This window comes from Amycolatopsis taiwanensis DSM 45107, from assembly GCF_000519205.1.
Classification (GTDB): Bacteria; Actinomycetota; Actinomycetes; order Mycobacteriales; family Pseudonocardiaceae; genus Amycolatopsis_E; species Amycolatopsis_E taiwanensis.
On record NZ_JAFB01000025.1, the window covers coordinates 33,957 to 55,134 of the forward strand.

Sequence of the window (21,178 nt, forward strand, 5' to 3'; positions counted from 1 at the left end):
ACCGGAACTCGGCGAGCACCTAGCCTGGAACGCGTGCGGGTAGAGCAGACTGAACTGATAGCGAAGATCACCGGGCCTGGGTCGGTCAATCACACCGATCAGCGGTTCGCCGTGCACGGGACCGATCTCGGGATCCTGTGGGACGGCGCGGACGGGCGCGTGTTCGTGCTGTTCGGGGATACCTTCGGCGAGGGCTGGGGTGGGGACGGTGGTGGGCCGGACAGCGCCGACTGGCGGTGCAATGTCCTCGCGTTCTCGCGCACGCGCGACCTGTCACACGGGCTGATGCTCGATGGCGTTGTTCCCCGCGCGGACGGCACTGCCGCCCAGGTCATTCCTCGTGACCAGCGGCGCGACGAGGTCACGGTCATCCCGAACACGGGCGTTGCGGTTGATGGAGTGCAGTACGTGCAGTACATGTCCGTCCAGGAGTGGGGTCCGCCGGGCCGGTGGCACACCAACTACGGAGGCATCGCCGTGTCTCGCGACGGCGGCGTGACATGGGACAAGCCGCACGACTCGCGCTGGATCAACCGAGCCGAGCGCGATGATCCGTTCCAGATGGGCGCTTTCGCCCGCGACGGTGACCATGTCTACCTGTTCGGCACGACCAACGGCCGCCACGGTGACGCCTACCTTGCCAGGGCCGAGGCCCCGCACGTCGCGAACGTCTCGGCTTACGAGTACTTCACCGGCAGCGGTTGGCGTAGCGACGAGTTCGCCGCCGTGCCGGTGTTGCCCGGGCCGGTCGGCGAGTTGTCCATCGCCTACAGTGTCCACTTGGGACAGTGGCTCGCCATGCACCTCGACGATCCGGGCGGTGCGATCCTGCTGCACACCGCCGACCGTCTCGAAGGCCCGTGGTCTTCGGGCGAGGTGGCCGTCCCCGGTGCGCAGTATCCCGGACTGTACGGCGGCTACCTCCACCCGTGGACCCTCGACGGCCCCGACATCTACTACTTGATGTCGCAATGGGGCCCGTACAACGTGTTCCTCATGCGCTCGCGGCTCGCGCCCGGCTGACCATCGACCAGACGATGGCAACGGCGCCGGCACGGCCAGGGCGCTCACCTCGTTGCCCTCGTCCGCCGGGTGGAACAGGGCGAGGGCGGTGTACTCGTCCGGTAAACTCGCCGATTACCACGTAGGCAACGCTTCAGATCCTTGCGCTATGGGATCGACGCCTCACCGACCGCCGCCAGCAACGCGATTGGTAACTCCCGATCCTGGTGCCCGACGGTAAGGGCGACCCATCGGCCGGTTTCCGGCCGCCGCCAAAGGAGCATCCCGATCCCGCGTTGTCATGCCAGGAGACTAGACGAGCCGGTGAAGGTAATGTAGTCACCGCACCAGACGCCGTTCGGGCACTGCACTAGCGGTGAGTTCCGGGGCAGCACTTCTGATCTTGTCGGTGACTGCTTGTATCGACCTGTGCAACCACAACCACTCGGACGTGCGTCGAACATACGTCTTAAAGTTGATATTATTGTGGCATGTCCGAGCTGGCTTCCGTTTCCCGGTTGTGGCAGGTTCCCGATGGGGACCTGACTGCTCTGTTGGTGGCGTGTGAGGAAAAGCTGCGGACCGGCTACGCGGAGATGCTCGCGATCGTGGGTGAGGGTGAGCAGCGTGGGCTGGGGAAGTCCTTGGGGTTCAAGGACACGGCCGCGTTTCTGACGGATATGTTGCGGATTTCTGCGCGGGAAGCCAGACAACGCATCGACCACGCTGCGGCCACCATGCCCTCGTCATCCCTGACCGGGGTGCCGCAGCCCCCACCGCAGGCCGCCACCGGGCAAGCCTTGACCGCCGGGGACATCAACGCAGAACATGTCAATGCGATCACTACGACGTTTCAGGCGTGCCCGGCGGAGATTCCGGTTGAGCAGCGCGAGGCGGATGAGCGGATTCTGGTGGAGTTGGCTCGACAAGCCGGGCCGGAGGCGGTGCGCAAAGCCTGCCGCCGGCTGCGCGCGATCTGGGAGCAGGACACCGCGCCACCGGAGGACAAGGACCGCGAGCAGGCCCATCCGCTGCGGCGGTTGGACATCACGCGCCGCAAAGACGGCAGCATCCGCTTCACCGGTGAGCTGGACGCCGAAACCGCCGAGGAACTTGACGGCCTGCTCGGGCCGCTGGCGAAACCACACAAGAACCCCGAGACCGGCGAACACGATACCCGCTCCGCCGCCGAACGCGCCGGAGACGCGCTGGCCGAGATCATCGCCCTGGCCGCGCGCTGCGACGAGCTGGCCACCCAGGGCGGTGAACGCGCCGTGATGATCGTGTCCGTCACCCTGGCCGAGTTGGAGAACCGTGCCCGGCACGCCTTCCTCGACATCCCCGGGATATCGAATGTGGACGCGCTCCGGCGGCTCGCTTGTGAGTCCAAGGTGGTGCCCGCGATCTTCGGCAACAACGCCGCACCCCTCTACGTAGGCGATGCTTCCCGGTTCGCCACCCCCGCCCAACGCCGCTACCTGGCCGCCCGAGACCGCGGATGCGCCTTTCCCGGCTGCACTCGCGGTCCTAAATGGACGACACCACACCACGTCGTGCCATGGTCGATGGACAAACGCACCGACGCCGACAATCTCGTGCTCCTGTGCGCCCGGCATCACCGGGTGATTCACCACACGCAGTGGGAGATAAGGATGAACGGGCATCTGCCCGAATTCATCCCACCACCCTGGATCGACCGCGAGCGAAAACCCATGCGCAACCTCGCGCGCACACCCCCACCCCGGTACCAACAAGCCGCATAACCCCACATCGCCAGCACCGGACAGAGGCGATATGTCCGGTACGAGCAGGCGCGCGTCAGCAAACGGTCAGAGAGAAGAACAGGAATTGGGCGTTACGAGTGAGGTGCCGGTAGGCCTCCGGCTGCCCCATGTTCCGCCTCGCTTACAGGTCCATCACCGCGAGGCCGTCGGCCACCACCACGCCGTTGTGCAGTACTGTGCGGTCCTTGCCGCGGTCCATGACGGCGCTCGTCGGGGTTTCGCCGTCCACCAAAAGGAGATCGGCGCGGTCGCCGGTGGACAGGCCCGGGCGGTCGGTGACGCCGGACAGTCGGCCGACATCGTGGCTCAGGATCGACGCGCCGCCCATCGTCGCGACCGCCAGAGCCAGTTCGACCAGTTCGTCGCGGCGGAAGCCGTGGGTGAAGGCCAGTTGCCAGGTGCGGTCGAGCATGTCGCAGTTGCCGTAGGGGCTCCAGTAGTCCCGCTGGCCGTCTTCCCCCAGCCCGACCCGCACGCCGGACTCCGTGAGATCGACCAGGGACAACTGGCCGTCCACCGACGGTGCGACCGTGGCCATCGCGATGTCCAGCTCGGCGAAGGTGTCGATGAGCCGGCGGCTGACCGACTCGGAGATCGAACCCAGGTCGTAGGCGTGCGACATCGTCACCTTGCCGCGCATGTCCAGCGCCCGGGTCCGCTCGATCACCAGGTCGGTGGAGAACACACCGAGGTGGCCCGGCTCGTGCAGGTGGATGTCCACCTCGGCCTGGTACTTCTCGGCCAGCCCGAACACGACGTCCAGGTGTCCCTTGGGATCCTTATCCAGCGCGCACGGGTCGATCCCGCCGACAACCGTCGCACCCGATGTCAGCGCGTCTTCCAGGACCTCGGCCGTGCCCGCCTCTCGCAGGATCCCGGCCTGCGGGAACGCCATCACCTCGACCTCGGCGTGCCCGGCGAACTTCTCCTTCGCGGCCAGCACCGCGTCGAGCTTCTCGAGCCGGCAGTCGACGTCCACCTGGGCGTAGCTGCGCACCCGCGTGGTGCCGTGCGCGATCATCCGCTCCAGGGTGCCGGCGACGCGCTCGGGCAACGGCACTTCGGCATTCCGCCAGTTCTCACGGTCGTTGAGCATCATCGCCCACACGCCGGGCGCGCCGGTGTGCGGGCGGAACGGCAGGCCGATCCGGGTGGAGTCGAGGTGGACGTGTACGTCACTGAACGACGGCAGCAGCAGCCGCCCGCGCCCCTCGACGGTGTGCGGGCCCGGCGCGGCAGTGGGGTCGTGCGGGCGGACCGCGGCGATCCGGTCACCCTGCACCTCGACGTCGCTGCGCTGACCGCCCCACGGGCGGACGTCACTGATCAACACATCGGGCACCTTCCTCGACGGGATGGACCGGGTATACCGAAGCTCCGGCGTGGTGCCAACGTATCGGAACCGACAGCTGGTGGGCTCCGGGCCGGGGTCGGGCCGCTCACACTCCTCCGGCGCCGGAAATCAACGGGCGGGGCCCGGCGTTGGCGTGGATGTGAAGAAGATTGGCTTCCTGTCGTTCGGGCACTGGTCGCCGAACCCGCAGTCGAGGACGCGGTCCGCGGCCGACTTCCTGCACCAGTCGATCGACCTCGCGATCGCGGCCGAGGAACTGGGCGCGGACGGTGCGTACTTCCGTGTGCACCACTTCGCGCGGCAGGCGGCCAGCCCGTTCCCGCTGCTGGCCGCCGTCGGCGCGCGCACGTCGAAGATCGAGATCGGCACCGGTGTGATCGACATGCGCTACGAAAACCCGCTGTACATGGCCGAGGACGCGGGCGCCGCGGACCTGATCTCCGACGGCCGGCTGCAGCTCGGCATCAGCCGGGGCTCTCCCGAGCAGGTGATCGAGGGCTGGCGGTACTTCGGCTTCGCACCGAACGAGGGCGAGACCGACGCGGACATGGCGCGCCGGCACACCGAGGTGTTCCTCGAAGTGTTGAAGGGCAAGGGGTTCGCGCAGCCGAATCCACGGCCGATGTTCGCCAACCCGCCCGGGCTGCTGCGGGTCGAACCGCACTCGCCGGGCCTGCGCGACCGCATCTGGTGGGGCTCCTCCTCCAACGCGACCGGCATCTGGGCCGCGAAGCTGGGCATGAACCTGCAGAGCTCCACACTCAAGGACGACGAGACCGGCGAACCACTGCACGTCCAGCAGCGCAAGCAGATCGAGGCCTACCGCGACGCGTGGACCGAGGCCGGGCACACCCGCGAGCCACGCGTTTCGGTCAGCCGCAGCATCTTCGCGCTGACCACCGACCTTGACCGCGCCTACTTCGGCGCCGACGGCGACTCCCGCGACCAGATCGGCATGATCGACGAACGGACCCGGGCGATCTTCGGCCGTTCCTATGCCGCGGAGCCCGACGTGCTGGTCAAGCAGCTTGCCGAGGACGAGGCCATCCAGGCCGCGGACACGCTGTTGCTGACCGTCCCGAACCAGCTGGGCGTCGAGTACAACGCGCACCTGCTGGAGGACATCCTCACCCACGTCGCGCCGGAGCTCGGCTGGCGCTGACCCGCCAGCCTCGGCACGGGAGGTGGTCTCCCCGTGCCGCGACCCTCCACAATGCACTCTTCGCGGCGCCGCGGCACCCGTCGCGGCACGCCCGGCGGTCCATGCCATCCTGGGGCCCCGGCGGCGACCGGCCGCCGGACACGCACGGACGAAAGGGATCGCTTGTGAGCATTGTCGGCTGGATCATACTGGGGCTGATCGCCGGGGCCATCGCCAAGATGCTCATGCCGGGCAAGGATCCGGGCGGCTGCATCATCACCATGCTGCTCGGCGTGGGCGGCGCGTTCGTCGGCGGCTGGATCGGCAAGACGGTGTTCCACCGGCCGCTGGGCACGTTCTTCGACCTGCGCACGTGGGGCCTGGCGATCCTCGGCGCGCTGGTCATCCTCGTCGCCTACCGCCTGATCTTGGGTGACCGCCACAAGCGGCGCTGACGCCCTGACACCGCTCCGTCCCACCCGAGCTACCCCGGGTGGGACGGATTCGCTGACTACTGGATCGGGGCGGGCCTGACGCAACGTCCGATTCCCATTGTGTCAGTGGCTGCCCACGTCGTCGCCCGCATAAGCGGGTTGGTCGTCGGCCCCGGAATGGACGGTCGCCCCGGTCACGGAACGGCCGCCTCCTCCTCGATCGTGGTCCGCCTCCGGTGTCAGCGCCGTGGGCTTTCCGACCGGACGCAAGGCGATCAGCAGCACAACCGCTCCGACGAGTGCGATGAGCATGATCCAGGCCGCGCCGACGTGCATAGCGTGAACGAACGCATCATCGGCAGCGTGCGCAAGAGCGGGCCGGTGGCTCGCGGTGGCGACATGCCGGGCCTGTTCGGCGGAAACCCGCGCCCGGTCCTGCTCCGGCCCGGGCACAGCGCCCAGCGAGGGTTCGATCGCGCGCCGATACACGATCGACATGATCGTGCCGCCGACCGCGATCCCGATCACGCTGCCGGCCTGTCGCACGGTGTTGGTGACGGCCGACCCGGCACCGGCCCGTTCCAACGGCAGAGAGCTGATCAATGCTGCCGTCACCGGGCCGATCACCATGCCGATCGAGAGGCCCTGGACCAACAACAGGAGTTCGATCCGGACGAGTGGGGTTTGCAGTCCGAGGAACCCGTACGCGCCCATGGTCAGCGCCGCCACGGTGAGCGCTGGTACGGCGACCGGACGCAGCGACCAGCGGCGAACCAGACGCGCGCCAAGGGTCGCCCCCAGGGTCGCACCGAGCGCGGTCGGGAGACTGGCCAAGCCCGCCTCCATCGGCGAAAAGCCGCGTGCGCCCTGTAGGTAGAACGCGTTATAGAAGGTGACGGCGGCGATCGCGAAGAGGAGCAATCCGAGCGCCGCGTTACCGCCACCGAAGGCACGTTGCGCGAGCAGCCGGGGATCGAAGCTGGGCACCTTGATTCGCAGTTCGGCGAGTACGAAAGCGGCCAGCAGGACCAGTCCAACGGCGATCGGCGCCCAGACGTCGGTACGACTCCAGGCGGCCACCTGCCCCGCGCGGATCAGCCCGTAGGCCAACGCGGCGAGCCCGCTGGTCGACAGCAACATCCCAGCCGGGTCCAGCGGCCGGCGGACGGGGCTGCGGAAATTCGGGACCAGCACGGCGATCCCCACCAACGCCAGCGCCACGACCGGGACATTGACCAGAAAGACCGAGCCCCACCAGAAATGGTCGAGAAGCAACCCGGCCAACACCGGACCGGCAGCCATTCCGACACCGGCGGATGTCGAGGAAATGGCGATCGCGGTCGCCCGCGCGGGGCCAGTGAAGGTCCACATGAGAATGGCCAGGTTGGCGGGCATGATCAGCGCACTGCCCACGCCCATCGCGGCTCGAGCGGCAATCAGTTGGCCGGCGTCGCCTGCATACGCCGCCCACACCGAGGACCCGGCGAAAACCACCAATCCGGTTGCGAGCACGGTCCGGTGACCGAGACGATCGCCCAGTGCGCCTGCGGTGAACATCAAGGTGGCGAAGGCCAGCGTGTACGAGCCGGTGGCCCACTGCAGCTCGGCCGGGCCGGCATCCAGTCCACGGACCGGGTCCGCGAGGGTCTCCAAGGTGGTACTCAGGACGGTGTTGTCCAGCCAGATCAGCAGCGAGCACAACATGAGGACAGCAAGGATCAACTGCTGCCTGAATTTCGGCAGCATTGGGGACGTGGTCATGAATACCTTCGGGAGCGATCAGTAAAGACCTGACGATTGGACCGTAGACAATCGTCACGCCTCTGTCAATTTCTGAGCACCCGTGAACAAACGGTGGTTTCAGCGAGTCGCCGAGGACATATTGCCAGGCCGTTGTCAAATGAGTGCTGGTCAAAAAAATCGTTGATTCAGCGAGTCGCCGGGGGCATAAAATCGCGCCCCGGTCAATTTCTGGGCTTTTGTTTTAACTCACACGTCAGCCGACCTGCTGAGCACGGCGGTTGCAAAGTCATGCGGTCCCGGACTGATGCAACACCATCGCTTCGCTGCGCAGGAGAACTCTGAGGCCTGGTTGGCCGCCGCGGACGCCGACGACCAACCAGGACTCCGGTCGTTCGTGGTGGCCCCGCGCCGCGCTCACCGATGCGGTCGCCGCGGGGCTCACCTGCCGTGGAACAGCGGGGATCATCGAAGACCGGATCAACCCGTTACGCGCCCGTCACGGCGAACCACGCGTTCGCCGGGGAAGTGACGAACACGATGGGCGCGATGCACGGTGACGGCAGCGAAACGGTCCCCTCGATCGTCGCGTCACCGGTCCTTGTCGCGGGGACCGGGGCAGTCTCGACGTTGACCACGGCTGGGGCACCGGCCGTGACGGTCTGGCAGCTGACGATTGCCTTGAGCTGCGCCGACGGGTTCGTACCCTGCTGGCCGACCGGGACCGGGTCATGGTGCGCCAGCGTCAGGCCGCGCACCTTGACCTTGACCTTCCCATCGGTATGGACCTCACCCTTCGCCTCCCGGACCTCCCACGGCAGGCCGCCACCGGAAAGCCCGCGGATGGGATTCGCCGCACCGATGTAGGGCCCGGTCAGCGGGGTCATCACATCGAACTTGAGCACGTTCTGGACGGCGTGCGCGGCCGCCGCGCTCGGGGCGACGGGCCTGGCACCATCCGACGCCATCGCGATGGCGGGCACGGCGACCGACAGTGCCAGCAGTGATCCGACCAGTGCCAAAGGCCGACGTCTCATGCAGACCTCCTTGGTTGTGGGTACGCCCCGGAAATACGCGCGGCGGTACCGACCGGTTCAGATCACCACGCGCGAACGTCAGACCGGCAACTTCGGATCGGTTACGAGGGCGAGCAACCGGCCACCGTGCTCGGGTACCGCGGATGTTCGGCGAACATGGTGACACTGCCGTCTGGCTGACCGGTCACCCCGCGGCACGTGCTGTACCCACAGATCTGCGCTGCTTACTCACGACCGGACGTGGCTTCGGGTTGGATCGAACACGTCGTGCAACCTTGAGGCGATCTTGCGCGTGAGTGAGTACGTGATTCTTGCGGAAGCGGAGGTTCCGGTCGCCGAGACCAGGCAGGTCCGGCATCGGTGGAACCTCGTGGTGATCGGCGTGATCGCGAGCCTGTTCGCGGTGCTCGCCTGGCAGCGTCGGTGGATGAGCGACGACGGCTTGATCGTGTTGCGTACCGTGCGGCAGATCCTCGACGGCAACGGCCCGGTGTACAACGTGGGTGAGCGGGTAGAGGTCAACACCAGTGCACTGTGGACGGCGATCCTCGCCTTGCTGGGCCTGACCGGGCTGCGGCTGGAGTGGCTCGCCGTAGGCACCGGGCTGGCCTGCGCTGTCGGTGGGCTCGTTCTCGGACTGGATGCGGCGCGCCGGCTGCATCGTGGAGCCGTGCTGCCCGCCGGGGTGCTCGTCGTTTGCACGGTGCCACCGTTCTTGGACTTCGCGACATCCGGCCTGGAGACGGGACTGGTCACGCTGTGGCTGGGCGCGACCTGGTGGCTCCTCGTCCGGGCCGGCACCGCGCGGCGGATCTGGCCGGTCGCGCTGGTGATCGGCCTCGGACCGCTCGTGCGGCCGGAGCTGGCGTTGTTCAGCATGGTCATGTTCGGGGCACTGCTGATGGTCTGCCGGCCAGGCTGGCGACGAGCCGTTGCCTGGCTCGCCGTCGCCGGATCGTTGCCGTTGGTGTACCAGGTCTTCCGCATGGGCTATTACGGTCTGCTCACGCCGAACACCGCGCTGGCGAAGGAGGCCTCGGGACACCGGTGGATGCGCGGCCTGTACTACCTCACCGATCTCAACGACGCCTACCTGTTGTGGCTGCCCCTGCTCGCGCTGGCGGGCGTGTTGGCCTGGATACTGCGGTCGAACCCACGCCGGGTCGTCACGCTCGCACCGGTCGTGGCCGGGATCGGGCTGGCGATCTACACCGTGCGGGTCGGCGGCGATTTCATGCACGGCCGGATGCTGCTTCCAGCCATTTTCGCGGTGCTGCTGCCGGTGCTCGTACTGCCGGCCAAGCAGTGGGCGGTCGCGGCGGGGGTGGGAGCTTGGGCCCTGGTCGCGGGCACGTCGTTACGCGTCCCCTACGCGCCGGGATTCGCTGCCGGCACCCAGATCGCGGACGAACGCGCGTTCTGGGTGAATGCGACCGGCCGGGAACACCCGATCCTCGCCGAGGACTTCCAGAACGTTTCGGCGGTGCGCGATCCGGCGGTCCTGCCGGACGGCAGGATCCTGAGCTACTCCATCGGCGCAATCGGCATGTTCACGCCGCTCGAGGTGACGGTGCACGACCCGATCGGCCTGTCCAATCCGCTGGCCGCGCACGCCAGCAACCTGCCGGACGGGCGAGCCGGACACGACAAGCGGATCTCGGCCGACTGGGACATGGCCGACACCGGCTATGGCGGCCCCGCGGTGAAGGCGCTGGCCTGTCCCGCAATCGCCGAGATGCTCGAGTCGGTACGCGCACCCCTCACGCCACAACAGTTCTGGCGGAACCTGAGGGGCTCGTTCGACCGGACGTCCCTGCGGTATGACCCCGATCCAGCCCGTGCCTGCTCAGGAGCGGGCTCCTGAGCTTGCTCGTCAGCCTGTCGACTTCACCGGCGCTCCGCGCTTGATGCGGTGACATACCCGGCCGGCAAGCCGGGCGGCGCTCAGATTCCCAGCTTTCTGGCGACCTGCTCGGTGTGCCGGTCGGCGTCCCCGAACGCGAGTGCGGACGCGAAGGCGTGCTCGGAGTAGTGGTGCAGGCCGTGTTCGGCCGTGAAGCCGATGGCGCCGTGCACCTGGTGGCCCAGCGCGCACACCCGAAGGTAGGCCTCGGACACCCACGACTTCGCCATCGCCAGCTCCATGTCCGCGTCGAGGCCGGACCCCAGCCGCCAGATCGCCTCGTACGCCGCCAGCCGCGCGCTGAGCACGTCGATCGCCATGTTGGCGCAGTGGTGCTGCACGGCCTGGAACGCGCCGATCGGCTTGCCGAACTGCTCCCGCTCCCGCGCGTAGGCCACGGTCATGTCGAGCACGCCCTGGGCGCCGCCGACCATCTCCGCACAGGTCGCCGCGATGCCGTACGCGCCGATCGCCTCCGCGGCGCCCGCACCGAGCACCTGGTCACCGGGCACGGACACGTGCTCGAACCGCACCCGGTTCGCCGGATCGCCGACCACGTCGAGGCGTTGAAGATCCAGCCCCGGCGAGGCCGTGTCGACCACTACAGCGATCGTGTCGTCGCCGTCCCGGGCCGCGACGACCAGCCGGTCGGCGGCGTCGGCGTAGGGCACGAACAGCGCGGTCCCGTTCAGGACCAGGCCGTCGGCCGACCGCTCGGCGGCGATCTGCGCGCTGGTGTCGGTGTCGGTCACGTAGGTGAACACCTGGCCCCGCGCGATCGCGCCGAGCCATTCGGACCGTTGTGTGTCCGTGCCGTGCCGCAGGATCGGCATACCGCAGCAGGCGACGGTAGGGAGGAACGGGCTCGGAACGCGCGCCCGGCCAAGTTCCTCCACGACCAGGCACAGCTCCAAAAAGCCCAGGCCGACGCCGCCGTACTCCTCGGGCAAAGCGAGGCCGGGCCAGCCGAGTTCGGCCATCTCCTTCCACACCTGCGTCGAGTAGCCGGCCGGGTCGCCGGCGACCGCCCGCGCGCCGGCCACGGCCGCGCGGGCGCTCAGCAGTTCTCGTGCGGTGGCCTGGATCGTGCGCTGATCCTCGGTGAGGGTGAGGTCCATCAGCTCTCCGGCGGGATCTTGTCCGAACGCACCCACACGCCGGGCCGCTCCTCCCAGAAGAGCTGCACCAGTACTCCCCCGGCGTGCTTGGGGTGGATGAACGTGTGCTTCCACGCGGCGCCGTCGGTGACCCCGGTCTCGTCGTCGAAGGTCGGGATCTCGTGGTGCGCGCACGCGGCCAGCGCCGCGTCCCAGTCGGACACCTGGAAGGTCACGTGGTGCACGGCCGGGCCGTTCCGGGAGAGGAACCGGTCGATGAACGAGTCGTCACCGCGCGGCATGATGATCTCCCAGCAGATCGACGAGCCGGGGATGTTCAGCACGAGGTCGGCCATGTCCGGGTGCTCGTCGATCGGCGTGCGCCACACCTGCACGAAACCGGCGAGGGCGGCGTACCAGGCGGCCAGCTCGTCCCGGTCGGGGAACGCCTGGCAGACGTGGTCGACGTTGAGGATGCCCAGGGTCGGCCCGTCCGGTTCGGTCCGCTCCGCCGGAACCGCCGCCTCGTCGCCGCAGAGCGCGAGGCTGCCGGGGCCGCGTAGCCGGAACAACACGCCCTTGCCCGACTTCGGCGGGGTCAGCGACGCCTCGACCCAGCCGGACTGCGTGGTCGTCGTGATGCCGAGCTCGTCCAGTTCACGCACGGCCGCGTCCAGGTCGGGCACCTCCACGGCGACGTGGTGGAACCCCGCCCGGCCGCCGTTGTCGTCGAGCGCCGCCTGGATCGGCGAGTTGTCGCCGGAAGGCGCGAGCACCTCCCAGACCTGCCCGGACGAGCCGGGCACCGCGAACCGGACGCCCCGCACCCCCTGCGCCCGATTGTCCCATGTGGACAGCCGGCGAAAGCCGAACAGCCCCTCCAGCAAGCCGACCTGCCTTTCCAGGTCGGGTGTGACGGTTGCGATGTGGTCGATCCGATAGATCCGCATAACGCCCTCTCAGCAGCAAACGTGCCGCATCGCCCATGAACCTTCCGGACTTCTCAGCTCGGATGCGGCTCGATCCAGTCGTAGCCGTTCTCCACCAGTTCCTTGACCAGGCGCAGGTTGTACCGGTTCATCGCGGCAATCCGCTGGGCCAGCCCGGCGACCTCCTTGTCGAAATCGTCGGCCGGGAAGACGTTGTTCACCAGGCCCAGCTGCAACGCCCGCTCCGGATCCAGCCGGATGCCGGTGAACAGCAACTCCTTGGCGCGGGCCTTCCCGATCCGCTGCGGCAGCCGCTTCACCCCGCCCCAGCCGGGCGCGGAGCCGCCGAACTCGGGCTGGTCCGGATCCTCCTTGCCGTCCATGAACTTCGGCTGGTACGGCGGCTTCGCCGACAGGGTGATCTCGACAAGACCCATCTTCGCGTTGTCCGAACAGACGATGAAGTCGGCGGCGAGCGCCAGTTCGAGGCCGCCGCCGACGGCATAGCCGTGCACGGCCGCGATCACCGGGATGGACAGCCGTTCCATCATGGCGAACGTCTTCTCGCCAAGCCTGCCCTGCTCGATCCGGTCCTTCCTGGTCAGCGACTCCGACCAGTCCAGATCCATGCCGGCGCAGAACGCCCGTTCGCCCGCGCCACGCAACACCGCTACGCAGACGTCCTCGTCGTCGTCGATCTCGGTGAAGACCTGGCGCAACTCGTGCATCGAGGTGGGAGTCAGCGCGTTGAGCTTCTCCGGGCGGTTCAGCGTCAGCCAGGCGATCCGGTCTTCGATCTTGATGTCAAGGGTCTCGTAGCTCATGCGCTCCTTCTCCAGTCTGGGTTCAACTCCGGGGCAGGCCGAGGCCACGGGTGGCGATGACATTGCGCTGGATCTCCGTTGTGCCGCCGAGGAAGGTCGCGGCGACCGCGTCGAACTTCAGGTGGGTGAACGCGGCGGCGAGCGGCTGCCCGGTCCGGTCCCACCGGCGCGCGTCCTGGCCGAACACGGCGGTCCCGGTGCGGGCGATGCGTTGCGCCAACTCGGCGCCGAACAACTGGTTCACCGACGCCTCGTAGCCGGGCACGCCACCCCTTGCCTGCTCGGACACGGTGTGGCGGGCCAGGTTGTACAGCACCCGCATCTCCGTATACCGGCGGGCGATCTCGTGTCGCACAGCGGCCTTGTCCGGTCCGAGCCCGTTCGCGCGCACGTGCTCCACGAGCCGTTTCAGCGCCTGCTCGAACTTCACCGTGGCCCCGATGCCGGCGCGCTCGAAGCTCAACGCGGTCATCGCGATGTACCAGCCGCGGTTCTCGTCACCGACTCGGTTGCGCACCGGAATGCGCGCGTCCGAAAAGAAGACTTCGGCGAACGGGGTGGCACCGCGGATGTCCTCGATCGGCCGGATGGTCACCCCTGGGGTTGCCGTGTCCACCAACAGAAAGGTGATGCCTCGATGCTTGGGCGCCTCCGGGGCGGTGCGCACCAGCACGAACAGCCAGTCCGCATACTGGCCAAGCGACGTCCACACCTTCTGCCCGTTGACCACGTAGTGGTCGCCGTCCCGCACCGCGGTGGTGCGCAGTGAGGCGAGGTCCGAGCCGGACCCGGGTTCGGAGAAACCCTGCGCCCAGGTCCGCTCGCCGCGCGCGATCGGCGGCAGATGCTCGGCCTTCTGTTCGGCGGTTCCGTGCTCCAGCAACGTCGGACCGAGCAGGAACGCCCCGATCCCGTTCACGGTCGGGACCCGTGCCCGCATCATCTCCTCGTGCAGCACGAACTCCTCGAACGAGCTCAGTCCCGCCCCGCCGAACTCCTTCGGCCAGTGCGGCGTGATCCAGCCGCGTTCGGCCAGCACGGCGGCCCATCTCCGGGCGCCATCGCGCCTGTCCGGGTCGGGACTGAACCGGTCGACCGGCCAGTTGTAGCCCCAGACGTCCTCCGGTTCCAAGCTGTGCTCGGCCGCCGGGTCCGGCCGGTACCCGGCCGGGAAGCGTTCGGCGATGAACGTCCGCACTTCATCGCGGAACGCCGCCTGCTCCGACGTATCGTCCCAGTGCATCTGCTCGTCCCTACCCGTCCGCCGCTATCGGTTCGTCACCGGAGACCGCGGCCGTGCGATCCCACGTACCATCGGTGATGCCGCGATCACCCTCGGCCCGTAACCGATACTTTGCCACCTTGTCGGTGGGTGTGCGCGGTAACGCATCCCGGAACTCGACGTAGCGGGGAATCATGTACCGGGGCAGGTGCTCCTCGCAGAACGCGATCAGTTCCTCCGGGTCGAGACTGACACCCGGCCGCAGGACCACGGCCAGCTTGACGTCCTCGTCCTCCAATTCGGACGGAACGCCGATGGCGGCGCATTCCAGCACGGCCGGATGCAGGTTGACCTCGCACTCCAGGTCGAAGGCGGAGATGTTCTCGCCACGCCTGCGGATCGAGTCCTTCATCCGGTCAAGGAAGTAGAAGTACCCGTCCTCGTCCCGCCAAACCCGGTCGCCGGTGTGGAACCAGAGGTTGCGGAAACAGTGCGCGGTCGCCTCGGGCGCACCGTAATAGCCGGTGGTGACGGTGAACGGCTGTTTCGGCCGTACCACCAGCTCGCCGGGTTCACCGGGACCGACCTCGCGATCGCTCTCGTCGACCACGGCGACCTCGAACCGCTCGTCGTGCGCGGTGCCGCAGGAACCGATCTTCCATTCGCCGTACGGGCTTCCGGTGGCGATCCCGACCTCGGTACTGGTGTAGGTCTCCACCGACCGCACCCCGAACCGCTCCCGCAGCGGTTCGTCCAGTCCGGACTTGCCCATGTAGAAGGTTTCCAGTGGATGGTCCCGGTCGCGCGGGTCGGGTGGCCGGTTGAGCAGGATCGGGATCATCGAGAACACGCTCATCGCGACCTGCGCGCCGAAGTACCGCACGTCGTCCCAGAACTTCGAGGCGTGGAACTTGTCCACGATCGCGATCGCCCCACCGGACAGGAGCGCCGAGAGCACCCCGTCCCACAGTCCGGCCGCGTGGAACAGCGGCAACGGGCAGTAGGTCGTCTTGCCCCAGCGGTCCAGGTAGTTCAGCGAATCGTAGGCGCAGGTCAGCGCCAGCGCGTGGGAGCACATCGCGCCCTTGGACGGCCCGGTCGTGCCCGAGGTGTACATGATCGCCTGCAGGTGATGGAACCCGACGCCGGACCGGGGTGCGTCGGCACCGAAGTCGAGCAGGTTCGACCAGCTCAGGAACGGCGTGGTCAGCGGCTGCGGCCCGCCACCGATGTCACCGGATCCGCGCCGCACCACGACCCGGCGCAGGCCGGGAAGCTTGTTCGCCAACGGCGCCAGCCGGTCGAAGTAGTCTGCGTCGATGACCAGCACGGTCGCGTCCGAACTGGTCAGCACATGGCGGAGCAACTCGCCCTTGTGGGCGGTGTTGACCGGCACCGCGACCACGCCGAGCCGCGCCAAGGCGAACATCAGATGGACGAACTCGGCGCAGTTGGGCAGCATCACCGCAACGTGGTCGTCGCGCTGCACACCGCACGCGATCAAGCCCTGCGCCACGCGGTCGGCCATCTCGTCGACCTCGCCGTAGCTGACATCACCTTCGTAGAACTTCAAAAAAGTGTCGTTCCGATGGGCCTTGGCCTGTGTCCTGAGCACGTCGCCAAGGACGTAATCCTCCAGCATCGCCTCGCGCATAACACCTCCGACGGCGCCCCGACAGTGGTCCTGTGCCGGTCCAGCGCTGCCCGGACCGGTCAGCCAACTGATCCCATCCGAACACGAAAAGCCTTGTTAGCCAACCCCGCCGAAAGTTCACCGGTCGCCCTCCGGCCGGTGAACACCAACACTTTCCGCAGGTCGGAGCGGGTCCAGGTGGCGTTTGATTTTTGGCGACAAAGGAAGCCGGAAAGCAGGCGAACGTCACCGCCCAGCCGAACGGACGCCGTCAGCTTCCGCGGGACTGGCCCAGGACAGGCGCGGCCGCGAGATCGCGGTCGGTTGCGGTGACCGCCGTGGACAGTGCGCTCACCCAGGTGGACAGCAGGTCACGGTCGAACCGGACCGCGGGCATGGCGATCGACAGCGCCGCGAACGGCCGGCCGTCGGGTTCCGGGATCACCATGCCCAGGGCGGTGAGGCCCGTTTCGGTGAGCTGGTCGTTGATCGCGAACCCCCGTTTGCGCACCAGTCCCAGTTCGCGGCGGAGCTTCGGCAGGTTCACCCCGGCGGCCTCCGGGTCCGGGTAGAGCTCGGCAAGCTCGTGCGGGGGCAGGGCGGCGAGCAGTGCCTTGCCCCCGGACGCCAGGTGCGCGGGCAGGACGCGGCCCACTCGGTCGCCGACGCGCAGCACCTGGTCCGACTCCACCGAGGCCACGAACCGGACACTCGCGTCCACCCGGACCATCAGGTTCGCCGTCTCCCGCACGCGTGCCACCAACTGTTGCATGTGCGGCAGGGCGACTCTCCGCAGGAGCGCGACCGGCGCGCCGCTGGTGCCGGCCGCGCGCAGCACCGGACCCGCCTGGTACCGGCGGTCACCACCTTGCTCGGCGAAGTCCCGGTACACCAGCATCGACAGCAGCCGGTGCGCGGTGGACCGGGAGACGCCGAGCCGGTCGGCCGCCTCCGAGACGCGAAGCGGACCTTCCTGCTGCAACAGCGTCGCCAGGTGGAGCGCATGGTCCACCGACTCGATCGCATACTGCGGCTTGTTCTTCACAGCAGAATCGTATGTCCCTCGACCCGGACGCGCCCGGCAGTGCGCACGCCGTCAGAGTGCCACGCTGTCCAACGGGATACGTGGGTAGAGCTCCGGCTCGTCCTCGGGCCGCAGCGCGGTCGGGCCGAAGACCCAGTCGGTGAAGGAATAGTCGTAAACGTCCCGCGCGCGCAGCAGCTTGTTGCGCTGTTGCCGCGCACGGCCGTCGAGATGCCAGAGCTCACCCCACGACCGCGCGGTCAGCACGACCCGGCGGCAGTGCTCGGTCCGGACGGCCTGATATCCCGCGAACGCCCGTTCCCAGTCCACTCCGGACGACTCCGCCGACCGCCGGGCCCGCTGCTCACCGATGTGCTCGGCCAGCACCCAGCCGTCCTCGATGGCCATCACCGCACCCTGCGCCATGTACTGCAACGGCGGATGCGCCGCGTCGCCGAGCAACGCGATCCGGCCCTGAACCCACGTGTCGATCGGATCGCGGTCGAACATCCGCCACCAGCGGTCTCGCCACATGAGCGGAAGCCCGGCCTGAACCTGTGCGCACGTGCCTTCGAAGGCGCGGTCCAGCTCGTCCGGAGTCCCCCAGTCGGGCTCACCGGCCACCGCCTTGGGCGACTCGAAGACGGCAACCTGGTTGAACATCTCCCCGCCACGCAACGGGTACTGCACGAAATGGCATTTCGGTCCGATGTAGACCACGACGGCCTTGTCGTGCACGTCGTGGCCACGAACCTGCTCGAAGGGGACAGCGCCACGGTATGCCACGTAAGCCGAGTTGACCGGTTCGTCGTCCACGAGCAGCCGGCGTGCGATCGAATGGAGACCGTCGGCCGCGATCACCGCCTCGGCATCGTCGACGCGACCGTCCGCAAAGGACACCCGCGCACCCTGCCCGGTGTTCTCGTAGCCGGTGCAGTCGGCATCGGTGACCAGATCGACACCCGCGCGCACGCATGCCTGATGGAAGATGCGATGCAAATCGCTGCGATGCATCACGAGATACGGGTCCCCGTACCGGCGCTCGACGTCGCCGAGGTCCAGCCGCGTCAGCTCGGCGGAGTCGAGCGCGTCCTTCATGATCATGTGCTCGGGCAGGACCCCGAGTGCCCTCGCCTCGTCCAGGAGCCCGTATTCCCGGAGGATGCGGGTGCAGTTCGGGGCGAGCTGGAGTCCGGCGCCGACCTCCCCGAACTCCGGGGCCTTCTCATATACCCGCACCCGCAGTCCCTTGCGGGTGAGGGCGAGCGCGGCCGACAACCCGCCGATGCCACCACCGATCACCAGGACGTCGGCGCGATTCGTGCGTTCTGTGCTCATGGTGGTCCTCACAGCCAAGGGGGCAACGGCGCCGCTGGGGCGCCGTCGCTCGTGGTCACGCCGGTGTACGGCCGGCCCGCCAGGTATGCGGTGATCTCGGGGAGGCTGCCGTGCACTTCGGGTAGCCCGGCCTCGCCGCGCTTGTCGCGAATTTCGGCGCCGAGTGCTTCGAGGAAGGGCTCGGGCAGATCGGTGAACCGGATGCCGGTGGCGAGATCGACCGCGTGGACCATCACCTCACGGCTGCGCATCCACGGCGTCTCCAGCGCCGGCACCCGTCGGCCCTGGGCGGTCACGACCTCGGCCCGCCACTGTTCGCCGGTCAGTTCCGCCATGGATTCCGCGAGGATGCGGGCGGAATCGTCGAACCACGCGAGCAGCCGCTCCGGAGGCAACGCTGCTCCATTCTCGATCGCCTCCGCACGTTGTGCCGGCGAGGAATACATCGGGGTCTGGACACCGGTGCGCGCCCAATGCACAAGATTGCCGATCGCGTCGGCATTGCTCGCCAGGTGCGCGACGACGTGCTTGCGGGACCAGCCGGGAAGCAGCGACGGCTCGGCGAGACCGGCCTCGTCCAGGCCGCGGATGGCCTTGCCGCACAACGCAGTCCCCTCGGCGACCCACTCCAGGGTCGTGGCCGGCGTCCGGGTCACCGGGAGCCTCCGGTCACGCGGTTCTTCAACTGGCCGATGCCCTCGATTTCCGTCGTGACGATCGCGCCTTCGTCCAGGAAGACCGGGGGCTTGCGGGCGTGGCCCACGCCACCGGGTGTTCCGGTGGCGATGAGGTCGCCGGGGTTGAGCCGGACCATCGTCGAGACGTAGCGCACCAAGGCCACCGGGTCGAACAGCAGATCGCCGGTGTTGTCCTGCTGCATCACCTGATCGTCGACCGCGCACCGGATGTCCAGTGCGGGCCGGGGACCGCCCAACTCGTCCGGTGTCACGAGGTAGGGGCCGACCGGTGTGGTGTGGTCCCAGTTCTTGCCCTGCAGCCATTCCCGGGTACGGAACTGCCAGTCGCGGCAGGTGACGTCGTTGAGCACGGTGAAGCCGGCGATCGCCGCTACCGCCGCTTGCTCGTCGGCACGGCGTACCTGCCGTCCGACGACCACGGTGAGTTCGGCCTCCCAGTCGAGCATCTCGGTCTCGGCCGGGCGTTCGATGTCATCCCGGGCGCCGATCAACGTATCGGCGAACTTGGCGAAGAGGGTCGGGTACTCCGGAAGATCGCGCCCCATCTCCTTGATGTGGTTCTGGTAGTTGAGTCCGACGCACACGACCTTGCTCGGGCGGGGCACGAGCGTGGCGAATTCCGCCCCGGCAACGGGATGCTCCGGCCCCGCGGCACTCGCCGCCGCCGCGAGCCCCGCGGGGTCGGCGAGAACGGCACCGACGTCCGGCTGCCCGACTTCAACCAGCACATCACCTTCGAGTCGTGCGGCGACCGTACGGTCGGCGAGACGAATGGTTGCGAGCTTCATCGGGTGATCTCCTCGACGTGACTGCGGTACAGGTTGAGCTTGGTGAAAATGGGGGCGTCACTGAACTGGAACAGATCAAGCGCGCCCGAGTCGGAATCCGACGCCGAGGCATCCGACGCCACCGAGAACGGCTGCCAGGAAGGCACGACGAACAGGTCCCCGCGCTGCACCGACCACGAGAAGTCACCGACCTTGACCCGCCCGGAGCCGTCGAACACCTGGTAGACCGAGGAACCCGTCTCCCGCCGCGGTGCGGTCTCGGCCCCGGCCGCGATCCGGTGGACCTGGACGCGGATCGTCGGCAGGACGTCCTCACCGGTGGTCGGGTTGGTGTAGCGCACGACCGCGTGACCGTGTTCAACGGTGCTCGGATGGCCCTCGCGTTCCAGGCGAAGCTGGTCCGCCAGCGCGGCATCGGTGTCCTCCCAGCGGTAGCAGAGCAGGGGGGTGGCCGCCGTGCGCCCGGAACGCGCCACCGGCGTCAGCCCCGGGTGCCCCCACAAGCGCTGCGAACGGGACCGGTCGGGAACCGTGCGTTCCTCATCCGGCAGGTGGTCGCGCCCGAAGTCGAAGAACTGAGCCTCGATGTCGTACTGGAACGGGATGTCCAGACCGTCGATCCACGCCATCGGCGCACTCGCCGCATTGTGGTGCGCGTGCCAGTTCATCCCTGGCTGCGGCAGGAAATCCCCGCGGCGCATGGGAACCGGATCACCCTCCACCACCGTCCACACCCCTTCGCCCTCGACGACGAAGCGGAAAGCGTTCTGGGTGTGCCGGTGCTCCGGTGCGTCCTCGCCGGGCATCAGGTACTGGATCGCCGCCCACAGCGTCGGCGTCGCATAGGGCCGGCCGCCCAGGCCCGGATTGGCCAGTGCGATCGCGCGCCGTTCACCACCGCGCCCGACCGGCACAAGATTGCCCGATCGGGCCGCCAGTTCGACCAGGGTCTGCCACTCCCACAGGTGCGGCTGTGCCTTCGACTTCGGCTGCCGGGGCATCAGGTCCCCGATCTCGGTCCAGAGTGGAACCAGAAGTTCCTTCTCGAAACCCCGGTACAGGTCCTCCAGTTCCGGCGTCACCGGCGGTTGGTCTGGACGGCTCGCCGCGGTCAGGCTCACCGGCGAGACATCACGGGCGTCTGTGTCGGTCATGGGGACATCGTGCCCCACCATGCGGCCAGTGGAACCCGAGATTCTGCACAGCAGAACGGGCCGAGCCGTTCACGGG

At 68.2% G+C, this 21,178-nt stretch carries 18 protein-coding genes; 5 read left to right on the forward strand and 13 right to left on the reverse strand.

Going from position 1 to position 21,178, the window contains the following annotated elements:
- The first annotated feature begins 33 nt into the window (after window positions 1-33).
- Both A3CU_RS0120130 and A3CU_RS0120135 read left to right on the forward strand, forming a co-directional pair.
- Entirely contained in the window at window positions 34-1,023 is a 990-nt protein-coding gene (locus A3CU_RS0120130) for a glycoside hydrolase family 183 protein (RefSeq protein ID WP_027943835.1), read from the forward strand.
- Between the two features lie 470 nt (window positions 1,024-1,493).
- A complete protein-coding gene (locus tag A3CU_RS0120135) occupies window positions 1,494-2,765 on the forward strand; it encodes an HNH endonuclease signature motif containing protein (protein ID WP_027943836.1) in 1,272 nt (423 codons plus the stop codon).
- 142 nt (window positions 2,766-2,907) lie between these two features.
- On the opposite strand, the gene A3CU_RS0120140 is transcribed toward A3CU_RS0120135, so the two are convergent.
- The gene (locus tag A3CU_RS0120140; protein WP_027943837.1) at window positions 2,908-4,119 is read right to left on the reverse strand and encodes an amidohydrolase family protein; all 1,212 of its coding nucleotides are present in this window, start codon (window positions 4,117-4,119) and stop codon (window positions 2,908-2,910) included.
- Between the two features lie 160 nt (window positions 4,120-4,279).
- Here A3CU_RS0120140 and A3CU_RS0120145 point away from each other — a divergent pair, with 160 nt between their 5' ends.
- Together A3CU_RS0120145 and A3CU_RS0120150 are read left to right on the forward strand one after the other, a co-directional pair.
- Complete coding sequence (locus tag A3CU_RS0120145; RefSeq protein WP_027943838.1) at window positions 4,280-5,302, forward strand: LLM class flavin-dependent oxidoreductase; 1,023 nt, start codon at window positions 4,280-4,282, stop codon at window positions 5,300-5,302.
- 164 nt (window positions 5,303-5,466) lie between these two features.
- Window positions 5,467-5,736 (forward strand): GlsB/YeaQ/YmgE family stress response membrane protein, encoded by a 270-nt coding sequence (locus A3CU_RS0120150; protein ID WP_027943839.1) that lies wholly within the window; start codon window positions 5,467-5,469, stop codon window positions 5,734-5,736.
- Window positions 5,737-5,838: 102 nt separating this feature from the next.
- Here the strand turns inward: A3CU_RS0120150 and A3CU_RS0120155 are convergent, their stop codons facing one another.
- Window positions 5,839-7,476, reverse strand: coding sequence for an MFS transporter (locus A3CU_RS0120155; RefSeq protein ID WP_027943840.1), 1,638 nt, complete (start codon window positions 7,474-7,476; stop codon window positions 5,839-5,841).
- A 467-nt stretch (window positions 7,477-7,943) separates the two neighbouring features.
- Window positions 7,944-8,492 carry a hypothetical protein gene (locus A3CU_RS0120160; protein WP_156960441.1) on the reverse strand — a complete coding sequence of 183 codons (549 nt, stop codon included), beginning with the start codon at window positions 8,490-8,492 and terminating at the stop codon, window positions 7,944-7,946.
- A 292-nt stretch (window positions 8,493-8,784) separates the two neighbouring features.
- Here A3CU_RS0120160 and A3CU_RS45675 point away from each other — a divergent pair, with 292 nt between their 5' ends.
- Window positions 8,785-10,356 carry an arabinofuranosyltransferase AftB family protein gene (locus A3CU_RS45675; RefSeq protein ID WP_245617223.1) on the forward strand — a complete coding sequence of 524 codons (1,572 nt, stop codon included), beginning with the start codon at window positions 8,785-8,787 and terminating at the stop codon, window positions 10,354-10,356.
- 80 nt (window positions 10,357-10,436) lie between these two features.
- On the opposite strand, the gene A3CU_RS0120170 is transcribed toward A3CU_RS45675, so the two are convergent.
- From A3CU_RS0120170 to A3CU_RS0120215, 10 genes are all read right to left on the reverse strand, one after another.
- Window positions 10,437-11,549 carry an acyl-CoA dehydrogenase family protein gene (locus tag A3CU_RS0120170; protein WP_211246466.1) on the reverse strand — a complete coding sequence of 371 codons (1,113 nt, stop codon included), beginning with the start codon at window positions 11,547-11,549 and terminating at the stop codon, window positions 10,437-10,439.
- Window positions 11,513-12,442 (reverse strand): VOC family protein, encoded by a 930-nt coding sequence (locus A3CU_RS0120175; RefSeq protein ID WP_027943843.1) that lies wholly within the window; start codon window positions 12,440-12,442, stop codon window positions 11,513-11,515. The genes A3CU_RS0120170 and A3CU_RS0120175 overlap by 37 nt, the downstream gene beginning before the upstream one ends.
- Before the next feature lie 53 nt (window positions 12,443-12,495).
- Window positions 12,496-13,245 (reverse strand): enoyl-CoA hydratase/isomerase family protein, encoded by a 750-nt coding sequence (locus A3CU_RS0120180; RefSeq protein WP_027943844.1) that lies wholly within the window; start codon window positions 13,243-13,245, stop codon window positions 12,496-12,498.
- A 22-nt stretch (window positions 13,246-13,267) separates the two neighbouring features.
- Window positions 13,268-14,488: an acyl-CoA dehydrogenase family protein gene (locus A3CU_RS0120185; RefSeq protein ID WP_027943845.1), complete on the reverse strand. Its 1,221-nt coding sequence runs from the start codon at window positions 14,486-14,488 to the stop codon at window positions 13,268-13,270.
- Between the two features lie 10 nt (window positions 14,489-14,498).
- Window positions 14,499-16,121, reverse strand: a complete 1,623-nt coding sequence (locus A3CU_RS45680; RefSeq protein WP_052371898.1) for an AMP-binding protein — start codon at window positions 16,119-16,121, stop codon at window positions 14,499-14,501.
- Between the two features lie 250 nt (window positions 16,122-16,371).
- Entirely contained in the window at window positions 16,372-17,145 is a 774-nt protein-coding gene (locus A3CU_RS0120195) for an IclR family transcriptional regulator (RefSeq protein WP_027943846.1), read from the reverse strand.
- 51 nt (window positions 17,146-17,196) lie between these two features.
- A complete protein-coding gene (locus tag A3CU_RS0120200; protein WP_043841824.1) occupies window positions 17,197-18,462 on the reverse strand; it encodes an FAD-dependent oxidoreductase in 1,266 nt (421 codons plus the stop codon).
- Window positions 18,463-18,470: 8 nt separating this feature from the next.
- Entirely contained in the window at window positions 18,471-19,118 is a 648-nt protein-coding gene (locus tag A3CU_RS0120205) for a maleylpyruvate isomerase family mycothiol-dependent enzyme (RefSeq protein ID WP_043841826.1), read from the reverse strand.
- Window positions 19,115-19,948 carry a fumarylacetoacetate hydrolase family protein gene (locus A3CU_RS0120210; RefSeq protein ID WP_027943849.1) on the reverse strand — a complete coding sequence of 278 codons (834 nt, stop codon included), beginning with the start codon at window positions 19,946-19,948 and terminating at the stop codon, window positions 19,115-19,117. Before A3CU_RS0120210 ends, A3CU_RS0120205 begins: the two co-directional genes overlap by 4 nt.
- Entirely contained in the window at window positions 19,945-21,102 is a 1,158-nt protein-coding gene (locus A3CU_RS0120215; protein WP_027943850.1) for a cupin domain-containing protein, read from the reverse strand. The genes A3CU_RS0120210 and A3CU_RS0120215 overlap by 4 nt, the downstream gene beginning before the upstream one ends.
- Between the last annotated feature and the right edge of the window lie 76 nt (window positions 21,103-21,178).

Excerpts from the sequence above, each read along its gene's own strand:
- A3CU_RS0120135 (WP_027943836.1), top strand. The coding sequence starts at position 1,494 with ATGTCCGAGCTGGCTTCCGTTTCCCGGTTGTGGCAGGTTCCCGATGGG.
- A3CU_RS0120155 (WP_027943840.1), bottom strand. The coding sequence starts at position 7,476 with ATGACCACGTCCCCAATGCTGCCGAAATTCAGGCAGCAGTTGATCCTT.
- A3CU_RS0120160 (WP_156960441.1), bottom strand. The coding sequence starts at position 8,492 with ATGAGACGTCGGCCTTTGGCACTGGTCGGATCACTGCTGGCACTGTCG.
- A3CU_RS0120175 (WP_027943843.1), bottom strand. The coding sequence starts at position 12,442 with ATGCGGATCTATCGGATCGACCACATCGCAACCGTCACACCCGACCTG.
- A3CU_RS0120180 (WP_027943844.1), bottom strand. The coding sequence starts at position 13,245 with ATGAGCTACGAGACCCTTGACATCAAGATCGAAGACCGGATCGCCTGG.
- A3CU_RS0120185 (WP_027943845.1), bottom strand. The coding sequence starts at position 14,488 with ATGCACTGGGACGATACGTCGGAGCAGGCGGCGTTCCGCGATGAAGTG.
- A3CU_RS45680 (WP_052371898.1), bottom strand. The coding sequence starts at position 16,121 with ATGCGCGAGGCGATGCTGGAGGATTACGTCCTTGGCGACGTGCTCAGG.
- A3CU_RS0120200 (WP_043841824.1), bottom strand. The coding sequence starts at position 18,462 with ATGAGCACAGAACGCACGAATCGCGCCGACGTCCTGGTGATCGGTGGT.
- A3CU_RS0120210 (WP_027943849.1), bottom strand. The coding sequence starts at position 19,948 with ATGAAGCTCGCAACCATTCGTCTCGCCGACCGTACGGTCGCCGCACGA.
- A3CU_RS0120215 (WP_027943850.1), bottom strand. The coding sequence starts at position 21,102 with ATGACCGACACAGACGCCCGTGATGTCTCGCCGGTGAGCCTGACCGCG.